Below are 13,563 nucleotides of genomic sequence, written 5' to 3' on the forward strand. Positions count from 1 at the left end.
CTCACAGCTCCTGTACTTCTTCGTCTATGTAAATCTTTCAATGAACTCTTTCTTGTTTTCGCTTTCCTTCACTAGTCGCTGGCCTTGGCGGCTCGCCTCGTTCCCGAAAGCGAGTGCAAAGATACCGCCTTTTTCCGAACTGCCAAACTTTTCAGAAAGAAAAATTCAAAATATTGCAAAATTTATGCAAATAAAATAATTACACCTTATAAATAAAAACAGAAAATCCTTTTTCTATTATTTCTTAGGTTTTCATGTTTTACAGAAGTCTTTTTGAACATCGTTTCATTCTTTTATCGGGCTAAAAAAATGCCAATGAATAGCCAATTTTGATTACTGAGGCATAAAAAATCACTAATTTTCGTGATTGCATGGATTGCCGGCACAGAGTATTTTTGCAAACTGACAGATATTATATAACTTTTATATCTTAACAGAATGAAAATAAAGAAAATTGTTGGTCGGGAAATTCTCGACTCTCGTGGAAATCCAACCGTTGAGGTGGATGTGATTCTTGAAAATGATGTTTTAGGTCGTGCAGCCGTTCCATCTGGCGCAAGCACCGGCGAGAACGAAGCACTCGAACTTCGCGATGGAGACAAAAGCCGCTACCTTGGCAAAGGGACATTGAAGGCTGTGGCTAATATTAACAAAATCATCGCCCCTGCATTGATTGGAAAAAATGTGTTTGAGCAGCGCGCTATCGACCAGTTGATGCTCGACCTTGACGGAACGCCAACAAAGAGCAAACTTGGAGCAAACGCAATTCTTGGCGTATCGCTTGCCGTTGCTCAGGCCGCAGCAAAGGCTCTCAACATTCCTCTGTACCGATATATCGGCGGTTCAAACGCCTACACTCTTCCTGTTCCTATGATGAACATCATTAACGGCGGCGCACACTCTGATGCTCCTATCGCCTTTCAGGAATTTATGATTCGCCCAGTTGGTGCACCTTCTATCAGAGAGGCTGTACGCATGGGTGCCGAGGTCTTCCATAATCTTGCAAAACTTCTGAAAAAGAGAGGCTTGTCCACAGCCGTTGGCGATGAGGGCGGTTTCGCTCCTGCTCTTGACGGCGTTGAAGATGCACTCGACTCTATTTGTCAGGCAATTCGCGACGCTGGTTACGAGCCGGGCAAAGACGTGAAAATTGCAATGGACTGCGCATCAAGCGAGTTTGCAGTTGTTGAGAACGGCAAGTACTTCTACGATTACAAGCAACTTAAGAACGGCAAGCAGAAAGACCCTAACGGAAAGAAACTGAGTGCAGAGGAGCAGATTGACTATCTGAAGCAACTTATAACAAAATATCCTATCGACTCTATCGAGGATGGTCTTGACGAGAACGACTGGGAGAACTGGGTAAAACTTACAGAGCGTATAGGCGACCGTTGTCAACTTGTGGGCGATGACCTGTTCGTTACAAACGTTAAGTTCCTTGAGAAGGGTATCGCAATGGGTGCTGCAAACTCAATCCTTATCAAGGTTAACCAGATCGGTTCTCTTTCTGAAACCCTCGATGCTATTGAGATGGCTCACCGTCACGGATATACAACAGTTACTTCGCACCGTTCTGGCGAGACTGAGGATACAACAATTGCCGACATCGCAGTTGCAACAAACTCTGGTCAGATTAAGACTGGTTCTTTGTCGCGTACAGACCGTATGGCCAAGTACAACCAACTTATCCGCATCGAAGAAGAACTCGGTTCTGTGGCACGCTACGGATACAAAAAGATTAGATAACCGGACAGATTCATTACTTAGGTTTTATATAGCACAAGAGGCTCAAACGCATTTGCGAATGAGCCTCTTGTTATTTTTTATTCTAATAGAATCAGTTGAACACCGATTTGAAAACAGCATCGCTTGCTCCGGCACTCTCACGAATGTACTTGCCAGCCTTTGCGCCAGCATCGGCACAGAAAGCCTCATCGTCGAGCAGTTTTCCGATTATGCTGAGGAACGATGCCGAATCAGTTATCTCGAAGCAACCGCCTATCTTAAGCAGATGCTGCGCCTCTTGGAAACGCTTGTTGTTCGGACCGATTATCACCGGAATGCTGTAAACGGCAGCCTCGGGAACATTATGGATTCCAACGCCGAAGCCTCCGCCGACATAAGCAACCTCGCCATATCGGTATATTGACGACAACAGTCCAAAGCAGTTGATTATCAAACATTGAGCATCTTTTACATTCTCTTCCGTTGCTTCGGTATAACGGATGCTCTTCATCTGAAGTTTGCCTTCAATCTCTTTCAGATGGTCTTCGCTTATGACGTGAGGCGCGATTATCAGTTTTACATCCTTGCGATTGTTGAAGTAAGGGATGTAGATATCCTCGTCTGGTCCCCACGAGCTTCCGACAACGAACGTCTTCTGCCCCTGCTTGAACGCCTCGACAATCGGCAACTGCTTTGCCTCGCGGAAGATGTCTATAACGCGGTCGCATCGGGTATCGCCCACCACAGTAACGTTGTTTATTCCGAGGGTTGCAAGCAGATGCTTGCTTTCCTCGTTCTGCACAAAAAGATGGGTGAAACGAGTAAGAACCTTGTGATAGCGTCCGCCATACCAGCGGAAGAACACCTGATTCCTGCGGAAGATTGACGACACGCTGTACGTTGGGATTCCAAGTTTCTGCAACTTCTTCAGATAGTTCTGCCAGAACTCGTACTTTATGAAGAATGCCATCTCGGGCTTGACGCACTTGAAGAAACGGTGCACGTTTGTCGGAGTATCGAGCGGAAGATAGCAGATGACATCCGCGCCATCGTAGTTCTTACGCACCTCGTATCCCGAAGGAGAGAAGAACGTGAGCAGAATCTTGAACTCAGGATGCTCCTTGCGAACACGCTCCATCATCGGTCTGCCCTGCTCGAACTCGCCGAGCGAGGCTGCATGAAACCAGATGTACTTTTCGTCCTTCTTTATTTGCTCACGCAAAATCCTGAAGGTCTGCCTATGGCCGTTTACCATCAGCCTTACCTTCTTGCTGAAGAGCGAGGCTATGCGCACGCCAATGACATATATGTAAATTACAAAACTATACATTCCTTTCGATTACTTCAGAACCTCTATTGCCTTTCGCATTCGGTTAAGAGTTTCTTCTTTGCCAAGGAATGCCGAAATATCAAACATGTGCGGACCCTTGCCCTCGCCCACGAGTGTGAGACGCCATGCGTTCATCACATCGCCGGTTTTGTAGCCATTGTCCTCAATCCACTTCATTACAACCTCTTCCTGATGAGAAATGCTGAAATCATCGAGAGGCTCGAGAACTGCCATCAACTTGGTAAGCGTCTCGGCAGAATCTTCCTTCCAACGCTTCTTGATAGTCTTCTCGTCGTAAGTCTCCGGAGCGATGAAGAAGAATGAGCACAAATCCCAAAGCTCCTTCACGAAGTTTACGCGGTCCTTCATCATTCCAACAACCTCGGTGATGCGCTCGATGCTCTCGCTCACGCCATGCTCGGCAACGACAGGAGCCCAGAGAGCGGCAATCTCCTCGTTTGTCTTGTGAAGAATATATTCGTGGTTGAACCAAGTTCCCTTAACATAGTCGAACTTGGCTCCAGCCTTGCTGCACTTGCTTATGTCGAACAACTCGACCATCTCGTCCATTGTCATTATCTCCTGGTCGTTGCCCGGATTCCATCCGAGAAGCGCGAGGAAGTTGATGACAGCCTCTGGAAGATAACCGCTCTCGCGATAGCCCGAAGAAACCTCGCCAGTCTTTGGGTCGTGCCACTCGAGCGGGAACACAGGGAAGCCAAGACGATCGCCGTCGCGCTTGCTCAACTTGCCCTTGCCGTCTGGCTTAAGAAGCAACGGAAGATGTGCGAAACGAGGCATTGTATCAGCCCATCCGAAGGCACGGTAGAGAAGAACGTGAAGCGGAGCACTTGGCAGCCACTCCTCGCCACGGATAACGTGAGTAACCTCCATCAGGTGGTCGTCTACGATGTTGGCAAGATGATATGTAGGAAGTTCGTCGGCACTCTTGTAGAGAACCTTGTCGTCAAGGATGTCGCTCATAATCTTAACATCGCCGCGGATAAGGTCATCGACATGAACCTCCTCGCCCGGCTCAATCTTGAAACGAACGACGTACTGAGTTCCGTCGGCAATAAGTTTGTCAACCTCCTCCTTTGGCATTGCAAGAGAGTTGCGCATCATCATGCGTGTAGAAGCATCGTACTGGAAATTCTTTATTTCCTCGCGTTTAGCGTTAAGTTCCTCGGGAGTATCGAAGGCGATGTAAGCCTTGCCTGCATCGAGAAGTTGCTGAACGTATTTCTTGTAGATGTCGCGACGCTCGCTCTGGCGATATGGACCGTAGTTTCCACCGAAACTTACGCCTTCGTCGAACTTGATTCCGAGCCACTTGAACGACTCGATGATGTATTCCTCGGCACCCGGTACAAAACGGTTAGAATCGGTGTCCTCGATGCGGAAAATGAGGTCGCCGCCATGCTGCTTTGCAAACAGGTAATTATACAAGGCAGTGCGCACACCGCCGATATGCAATGCTCCGGTTGGACTCGGAGCGAAACGGACTCTTACTTTTCTTTCTGCCATAACTATGGTAATGTAATTTGATTTTTAGGTGCAAAAGTATACATTTTATTTCAATATACCACAGAATTTTATTACTTTCGCACATAAAAGCCATATAGTATGAATGTCAACGCACTTAATAAACAGTTTATTAACTGGAAAGACGCACAAAACCCGCTGCTAAGATACGCAATATTCTTCCTGACGGCAATTCTGATTGCATACGTAATGCCGCGCGAAAATATGTTCAACGTGAAATACGAACTGAAGAAGCCTTGGCATTCGAGCAGACTGATGGCTACGTTCAGTTTTCCGGTTTACAAATCGGACGAGGTGATAAAGCGCGAGCGCGACAGCGTGATGGCTGGCTTCGAGCCGTACTTCAAGAAGAGCATGTCGGCACAATCGCAATCCATAAACAAACTGCTTGCACAGAAGGACCAGATTCCCGAAGCGACATTCAACCACATAAAAAAAATGCTGAACACGGTGTACGAGCGCGGAGTCGTAAGCACCGAAGACATGTCGATGCTGAGAAGCAACAACTACTACACATTTATGGTTGCCGACGGAAACCACGCCATAACGTGCAACAGCGCGGATGTCTTGTCGCCAAAGAAGGCATACGAATACATAATAAACTCCGACACGATTCACTTTAGCAAGGCGATGATGCAGTCGCTCGACATCAACGACCTGATTATTGCCAACTACATCTACGACAACATCCGCTCGGACGAAGCCCGAAAGGATCTCGAAGCAAGCATATCCGAAGCGAGAGGCTACGTTCAGTCGGGCGAGAAGATTGTTGACCGCGGAGAGATTGTTACCGAGGAGATTGCAAGCAAGGTAGAGTCGTACAAGAGATATCTTACGGAACAGGACAGTTCTACGAACAAAGGCATAATGTTCATCGGACACCTTCTGTTCTGCGGAATACAGATGTTCTGCTTCTACATCTTCCTTATGATGTACCGCAAGGACTATCTCGAAAGCCTCAGCACCATGATTCTTCTGGCCTGCTGCATCTTTACGTTCGTGTTCCTTTGTTCGGTAATGATAAAGTACCGTATTCTGAATGTGAACATGCTTCCGTTCGTGATGGTTCCGCTCATTCTGAGGGTCTTTCTCGACTCGCGAACGGCATTTATCACACATCTGATTGTCATCTTCACATGCTCCGAGATGCTTGAGTACAGATACGAGTTCGTGATTGTTCAGGCTCTTGCCGGACTCGTTGCCATCTACTCGCTGCGCGAACTGTCGCAACGCTCACAGATTGTGCGCTCGGCTTTGCTCGTGGTGGTAACATACTGCGTATGTTTCTTCTCCATACAACTTATCCAGGTACACGATTTGTCAAAACTCGACATCGCCATGTACCAGAACTACATCATCAACGGAGTGTTGCTGCTGCTCACCTATCCGCTGCTCGTATATCTTGAAAAATGGTTCGGATTTCTGTCAAACGTAACGCTCATCGAGTTGTCTAACGTAAACAACGATGTGCTCAGAAGGCTTTCAGAAGCCGTTCCGGGAACTTTCAACCACTCCATGCAGGTTGCCAATCTTGCGGCAGCGGTTGCCAACAGCATAGGCGCAAAGAGCCAGCTTGTGAGGACGGGCGCACTCTATCACGACATCGGAAAACTCTACCGGCCAGCCTTCTTTACAGAAAATCAGTTGGGCGGCGTGAATCCGCACGACGAACTGAACGACTGCCACACAAGCGCGGAAATCATTATCGACCACGTTATAGACGGACTGAAAATTGCCGACAAATACAATATTCCGGAAGTGATAAAGGATTTCATCCGCACACACCACGGAAACGGCGTTACGAAATACTTCTACATAACCTACAAGAATGCCCATCCCGACGAGGACGTAGAGATTAAGGACTTTACCTATCCGGGACCGAATCCGCAGACAAAAGAGCAGGCCATCCTGATGATGGTAGACTCGGTTGAGGCGGCTTCGCGCTCGCTAAAGGAATATACCGACGAGAGCATAAGTAAGTTGGTAGAGAGAATTATCGACGAGCAGACAAACTACGGATTCTTCAAGGAATGTCCTATCACCTTCAAGGACATTGCCACAACAAAATCGGTTCTGAAAGAGAAACTGAAAAGCATCTATCACCTTAGGGTAAGTTATCCCGAACTGAAGAAAAAGAACAGAAACAGATAACTTACATAGGGTCTACATCATAATAGATTATAGCCGAGCGGAACGATTCCTGCATCAGTTCCTCCTGCCTGATGCGCAGAAGATGTTCGCGGACAGCCTTCAGAGAAAGGTTGTTCTCGATTTTTATTACGATATTTCGGATATACAGAAGTTGAATGCGCGCCACGGCTGGCTTGTCCGGGCCGAGAACTCTCTCGCCCAGAACGGAACGAAGCCGCTGAGCCATATCGCGCGCAAGAGCCTCGACCGTGTCGGGCTGGCGATGCTTTAGCGAAACGGTTATAATGCGGTAGAACGGCGGATAGTGGAACAACTGACGCTCTTCCATCTGCTCCTGATACATCTGCGCATAGTCGTTACGCACAACCTGACGGATTATCGGCAAGTCGGCATTCTTAGTCTGAAGGAATACCCGGCCTTGCTTGTGCTTGCGTCCGGCACGCCCAGCTACCTGCGCCATCATCTGAAAGGCGCGCTCATAGGCTCTGAAATCGGGATAGTTGAGCATCGTGTCGGCATTAAGGATGCCAACAACGCTCACGCGGTCGAAATCCAGTCCTTTCGATACCATCTGAGTTCCGATTAGAATGTCGGTCCGATGATTCTGAAAATCGTCGATTATGCGTTCGTATGCCGTTCGGGTGCGAGTGGTGTCGAGATCCATTCGGGAAACCCTCGCATCCGGAAATATCTTCTGAATCTCGTCTTCAATCTTCTCCGTGCCGAAGCCGATGCTGCGAATCTCCACACCTTCGCAAGCCGGGCATTTCTGCGGAAGCTGATAGGTATATCCGCAGTAATGGCAGGTTAGCATGTTAAGCCCCTTGTGATAAGTAAGACTAACATCGCAGTTCTTGCATCGCGGAACCCATCCGCAGGTGTTGCACTCAACCACCGGAGCGTAGCCGCGACGGTTCTGGAACAAGATTACCTGCTCCTTGTTTTCGAGTGCCTCGCGAATGGCGGCGAGCAAATCGGGAGAGAAGGGATTGGCAGCCGTCATCAGTTTTCGCTTGCGCAAATCCTTGATGTCTACGACCTTTATCTCGGGCATTTGGATTGACTTGTAGCGCGTGTTCAGCTCGACATACGCGTACTTGCCCGTGGCGGCGTTGTAGAAGCTTTCGAGACACGGAGTTGCCGTTCCGAGAAGCGTTTTTGCGCCGTACATCGATGCCAGAACGATTGCCGAATTGCGCGCATGATAACGCGGAGCCGGGTCTTGCTGTTTGTAGGTTGTCTCGTGCTCCTCGTCAACAATTACGAGTCCGAGGCGGCGGAAAGGCAGAAAGACCGACGAGCGCACGCCCACGACGATGTCGTAAGCCTTCTCTGAAAGCATTTTGTTCCAGATTTCCACGCGCTCGGCATCGGGATATTTTGAGTGATAAATGCCAAGCCGATTGCCGAAAACACTCCTCAGCCTTTCGGTAATCTGAGTAGTGAGGGCTATTTCGGGCAAGAGGTAGAGAGCCTGCTTTCCGGCTTCGAGCACCTTCTGAATGAGATGGATATAGACTTCGGTCTTTCCGCTCGATGTAACTCCGTGGAACAGACACACGTTCTTCTCCATAAAACTGCCCAGAATGGCATTATAGGCATTCTGCTGCGCCTCGCTAAGCGGATGCAAGTCGTTGAGTTTGAAGTCCGAATCGCGTAGTCTGCCAATCTCGAACTGATAAGTTTCAAAGATGCCTTTCTCGACCAGCGATGCGAAAGCCGCTGTTGATGCTCCGTTGGCAAGAAGGTCTTTCTTGCTAACCTCATCGGGAATGGCTTTGTTAAGGCAGCCCGAACGCGAAAGATAATCGAGCAGCATCATCTGCTGCTTTGGGGCGCGTTTGAGGGCATCGATTTGCATGTTAAGCACCTTCTCGTTGCCCGAAACGGCATTCGACAGGCGGACGTGAAGTTCGGTCTTAGGCTTGTAGTTGCGCTTTACCGACTCGTGAATAAAAACCGCCTCCTTCTCGAGAAGTCTTTTCACGACTGCAAGCAACGATTTCGCCTTCAGTTCCTTCTCGATGAGCGTTACGGGCTTCTCCTTTCCGTCCGAAAGAAGGTCGAGAATCTTCTGCTCGCGTTCGGGCAGAGGCGCATCGGCAACAAACTCGGGATTCAGTTCGATGAGCGTCTCGCTCTCGAGTTTCAGCCCCGACGGCACGGCAGCCTTGTAAACCTCGCCCTTGGTGCAGAGATAATATTCTGCAATCCAGTTCCAAAACTTGAACTGGATGGGCAGAAGAATCGGTTCGGAGTCGAGAACCTCGTATATGTCTTTTACCTCGTAGCCCTCGGGACGGCAGAAATGCACATTCTCAACAATGGCGGTGTATATTTTCTTTCGTCCGAAGGGAACAATCACCCTGCTTCCTCGTGCCACCTGCGATGCCAAGTCGTCGGGCACCGAATAGGTAAACGTTGCCGCAAGAGGAAGCGGCATTATAACATCAACAAATGTCTGCATTTATCATCTGGCAATAATCTTCTGAACCTTGAAACCATCGAACAGAGGAGTTATCGTAACATACGTTTTTCCGTTTTGCTTTGGCGTGAATGTGAACTGTTTTGAAGAATAGTTGCGCAGAACATTCTGCTTCCACTCTTCCTCGCGGTCGCGCGTGCGGATGCTGGCTGTCTGCTCAGAATCCTCGAACTTAATCTTGAATTCGAGTTTTCCGTCAGATTCAGACGGATGGATTGGCAGCAGCCTGACCTCGATTGTGAGCGGCTTGCCCTGCTCTGCCTCAACCTCGAACGACATTGTGGCATTCTTCTTGACATTGTATCCCACGCACGATTCGTACGACTCGAACACGACTTCGCCCGATTCGCCTTCGGGCATCGGAGTTGAAAGAGTTGTTCGGGTAACAGGCTTGAACACAGGCAGATTGCGAGGCTCATAATCTATCATGCCCTTCCACTTGCCATCCAAGAAACTGTTGTAGCGGCGGCACAAAGCAGCAATTCCGGCCTGAGCATCTTCGGGAACGTCCCAACTTACCAAACCGTGTCGTGCCATCTGCGCACCAAGCATCTTCTGATTCATCGTGGCAACGGCAAGAACAGGATAAGAAACAAGTTCGAACCAAGCCGGACTCTTTGTGTACGAACTTGTGCTCTCCACGATGTCGAACGTACGGAGCATTCTGTCGACCTTTGCCAGACGGTCTTTTATGTCCTTCTCGTTCATATTGAGGTCTCTTATCTGCTTCCATGCCGGGTCTTTCTCCTCGGTGCGCGTGCCGCCAAGAAACTCTGGCCGGCAACTGAAACAGAGGTCGTAGTACAAGTCCCACACAACCGAAAGACGGCGGTCGGTAACATGAACCTGCTCGGCATACCAGTCGGCACGATGTTTGTTCAAGCCCTCGTCGTTAACTTTCTCGATGTCCCACGCCATGTCGAGGAAGAGCGACGTGAGATATTCGGCAGGCTTGATGTCGCCCACGTTTACAATCCAAGTGTTGCGGATGCCGCTGTTGTAGGCACGGTTCATCTCGCTCTGCATCATCTCGGGATGCGTTGAGGCAAGCCACAGATAGTCGTGAGGCCGTCCCCAATAACTTATATGATAGTAGATTCCGTTTCCGCCCTTTCGCTTCTGCTCCTCGGCTGTAGGAAAATGGCGGATATATCCGTAGTTGTCGTCGCACCACATCAGAGTAACGTCATCAGGAACTTTAAGTCCATTCTGATAACATTCGAGCACCTCCTTGTAAGGAATGAACTGCTGCGGAATGTCGGCGATGTTTCGGTGAGTAGTTGACGATAGCATATCGCGCTGCGTTCCGATGATTTTCTGAAGGGCATCGACGCGCTCTTTCAGAGACGATGCGCCCTTCATTCCGCTGTCGTGAACGCCTCGCATTCCGAGTGTGAAGATGCAGTCGTCGTCCTTTACCTCATCGAGTCGTTTCTGCCAGAAACTCTTTACGTTGTCGGCATTGTGAATGAAGTCGTACTCGCCTTTTCCGTCGAGCCTCCACTCGCCGTTGGTGTTACGCATCATAGGCTCGCAATGACTTGTACTGATGATTATTCCGTACTTGCGCGCCATCTCGCGGTTGCCCTCGACCTTGTAGAAAGGCTTTGAGCACTCGTGCATGGCAGGCCAGAAGGTGTTTGCCTTGAGGCGCAGAAGAAGTTCGAAGATTCGCTCGTGCGTGTAAGGACCGATTTCGCCCTTTACAATATCTTCGCTACCGCCGTTAAGCGAGCGCATACGCGGCTCGTAGTTCTCGCTCGACCACGGATTCATGCCCCAGTCCTCGTCGTTCACGAATATTCCGCGGTAAGCAACTTTCGGATAGTCGAACAGTTCGAATTCGGAGTCGAGAACATACTCGCTTCTCTTCTCAGGCGTGCAGTCGGCCCACCAATGCCAAGGCGAAACACCAAGCATCCGCGAGAATGAAAGCACGCCGTATGCCGCGCCGCGCTTGTCGCTTCCAAGAATCAGGAGTTGAGGCTTTTTTGATGTATGAATAACCTTCAGCAGAAACGCCTCGGCATGGGCAGCAAGCGAATCAGTTGAAATCTTGTTGGAAGATGCCCACTTGCGCCACTCGTTGTTGGCGAGCGAGCCAATCAGAATATCGGCATTGGCGATGTTAGCCGATTTCAGTTCGTTGCCGAAAACCGCCTTAACATCGTCCTTGAACAGCGACACAGCCGTGTGAACCACCTCAGGCTCGTTCTTGCTGAAATACAGAGCCGAAGGGTTGCTGTTGTACATAGCAAAATCTGAACTCTCCTGAGCCTTGACTACAAAAGACACAGCCAGCATTACAAATAGTACCGAAAGTTTTTTCATACCAGATTTGTTTATTTGTATTAAAAAAGGCTCCGTAATCAATGAATGACTACAGAGCCTCTACTTATAGTTTGTACTCGAAGCGGGACTTGAACCCGCACAACCATTACTGGTCAAGGGATTTTAAGTCCCTCGTGTCTACCGATTCCACCATTCGAGCAGCCTTTTTTACATTAGCGGTTGCAAATATAATAAAATCTTTCGTTTCGGCAATACTGTTTGCCCAAAAAGATTAAAATTCAAAGGTCGAATCGTCGGCAGTACGCTTGAAGTATGTAATCGTTCTTGTTCGTGTCTCAAGCACCTTTCCGTCCTTCTTCTTTACGCATTTAGTCCAGTTGCCGCGCTTGTCGTATTCGTACTCGAAAGTATATACGCTTGTAACGCCCTTTATCTTCTCGGCCTGGGTTGAGACATCGCCCTTGTCGTTAAAGTCGTTGATAATCTCCTTCTGCTGGCCGACAATCTTCTGTGGCTGAGTGGTAGCCTCGTTGAATGTCGTCTCGTTCTGGAGTTTGTTGTTTACATATTCCTTCATGCCTGCAAGTGCAAGACCGTTGTAGCGGTAAACCAGATTCTGTCCGCCGGCGATACGGGCACTAACCAAGCCGTCCTTGTAGGTATATGTGAATGTCTTTGCGCCGATTCCGCGCTCAACCCATCCGTTGCTGCTCCAATAGTTGTTGTACTTTGTAGAAGCTCCGTTCGAAGGATTGCGTTCCTGCATCAGTCCGTTGCTGTTGAAAATCATCTGAACGGTCTGCTTCTTTCCGCCAGCCTCAACAGTCTCGTTCACGAATCTTACCAATCCGCGGAAGCCCATGCGGTGTGCATGATTTTCCATATAGATGAGATTGCGGTAGATGCGCTCAATCTTCGGGTCGCCGTTGCCGCCGTGGTCTTTCTCATAAATGAGATAGTCGCGATAACTTGCATACTCGCTGATAAGTTGTTCAGACTCGGTTGAACCAATCTGCTTCATTATCTCAGAAGTGTAGTAACTGTTAGGATACTTTGCAAGATATTCCTTCAGTTCGCGAACCTGACCTGATTTCAGGGCATCGTCGTAAGCCAGTTTGTAGATAATGTCCTGAGCCTCGCCACAGTATGGCGAGTTAGGATATGTCTTCATGTAATTGGTGTACGATGCCACCGTATTTGTATCTTTCGAAAGGGTTAGAGCCTTGAAGTACATCTCGTTCTCGACGGTTGAATAGTTGTAGGCATCGGGATATTTCTTCAAGAACTCAGACAATCCCTCGGGCGACTTGTCGGCACGTTTGTAAGCCAAATCGTCGCGCAACTGGTGAATCTCCTTGAAGTGCTCGCCCTGCGGATAGTTTGTAAGATAATATTCGTAGCCGGTAATTGACTCGGCATTCATTGCCGTGCGATAGCCTGCGTTGTCTTTCCTCTTGAGCAGTTCGGAAGCATACTGAGTATCTTTAAGGGCGGCGTAGACCTTTCCGTAAGTCTCCTCATCGTTCTCGGTGCAGGCGTAATCCATGAGTGCGGCATTAACCTGACTCTCGATTACGGCGAATCCCATGTTTATTTTTTCTGATGCCAGCCATCCGCGCGCCTCGTTTACATAGATGTTAGACTTCACAACCTTCTCGTAAGTCTCGTAAGCGCACAGAGGACAGTAGTTAACCACCTTGTCGGGGTCTTTTATCGGGTCGAGTTTGATGCTGTGCTGAAGCACCTCGGCCAAGTCCCAGAGCGGATACAGATTCTTTACATAATCAATATTCTTGCCGGCATCCTTGGCATTCTGCTTATCGAGTTTCTCCTTCAGAGCCATACGAGCCTTCTCTGCCTTAACATATTCCTTCTTTGCAATAAGTTCGTAAACCTTGTGCAAAGCCTTCAGGTTGCCAGTATTCTCCTGCGTCCAGTGTTTTTCGTCACCAGCCATAACATTCAGCGCCACACAGGCACAGAGAGCCAAAATAATATGTTTCTTCATTTGGTATTTTTTATAAAAAACGAAGCA

8 protein-coding genes and 1 tRNA gene are annotated in these 13,563 nt (G+C 48.7%); 3 read left to right on the forward strand and 6 right to left on the reverse strand.

The annotated features are described in order from the left end of the window. On the forward strand, positions 1-199 hold a 199-nt coding region (locus T538_RS18775; protein WP_034538829.1), incomplete at its 5' end, for a hypothetical protein. 239 nt (positions 200-438) lie between these two features. Then, entirely contained in the window at positions 439-1,746 is a 1,308-nt protein-coding gene (eno, locus tag T538_RS0103495; RefSeq protein ID WP_031532179.1) for a phosphopyruvate hydratase, read from the forward strand. 91 nt (positions 1,747-1,837) lie between these two features. Here eno and T538_RS0103500 read toward each other — a convergent pair whose 3' ends face one another. Next, a complete protein-coding gene (locus T538_RS0103500; protein WP_031532180.1) occupies positions 1,838-3,055 on the reverse strand; it encodes a 3-deoxy-D-manno-octulosonic acid transferase in 1,218 nt (405 codons plus the stop codon). Positions 3,056-3,064: 9 nt separating this feature from the next. Then, positions 3,065-4,582, reverse strand: a complete 1,518-nt coding sequence (gene gltX / locus T538_RS0103505; protein ID WP_031532182.1) for a glutamate--tRNA ligase — start codon at positions 4,580-4,582, stop codon at positions 3,065-3,067. 99 nt (positions 4,583-4,681) lie between these two features. Between gltX and T538_RS0103510 the strand changes: the two genes are divergently transcribed. Next, positions 4,682-6,751: an HD family phosphohydrolase gene (locus T538_RS0103510; RefSeq protein WP_034538831.1), complete on the forward strand. Its 2,070-nt coding sequence runs from the start codon at positions 4,682-4,684 to the stop codon at positions 6,749-6,751. Position 6,752: 1 nt separating this feature from the next. Here T538_RS0103510 and priA read toward each other — a convergent pair whose 3' ends face one another. From priA to T538_RS0103530, 4 genes are all read right to left on the reverse strand, one after another. Then, complete coding sequence (gene priA / locus T538_RS0103515) at positions 6,753-9,218, reverse strand: replication restart helicase PriA (protein WP_031532184.1); 2,466 nt, start codon at positions 9,216-9,218, stop codon at positions 6,753-6,755. Positions 9,219-9,221: 3 nt separating this feature from the next. Beyond that, positions 9,222-11,567, reverse strand: a complete 2,346-nt coding sequence (locus T538_RS0103520) for a glycosyl hydrolase 115 family protein (RefSeq protein ID WP_031532186.1) — start codon at positions 11,565-11,567, stop codon at positions 9,222-9,224. Between the two features lie 74 nt (positions 11,568-11,641). Beyond that, a tRNA-Leu gene (locus tag T538_RS0103525) sits at positions 11,642-11,727 on the reverse strand. A gap of 72 nt (positions 11,728-11,799) precedes the next feature. Then, positions 11,800-13,536, reverse strand: coding sequence for a hypothetical protein (locus T538_RS0103530; protein ID WP_031532187.1), 1,737 nt, complete (start codon positions 13,534-13,536; stop codon positions 11,800-11,802). Between the last annotated feature and the right edge of the window lie 27 nt (positions 13,537-13,563).

Origin of the sequence: Bacteroides sp. Ga6A2 (assembly GCF_000702225.1) — a bacterium.
In the GTDB taxonomy this organism is placed as follows: Bacteria; Bacteroidota; Bacteroidia; order Bacteroidales; family Bacteroidaceae; genus Ga6A1.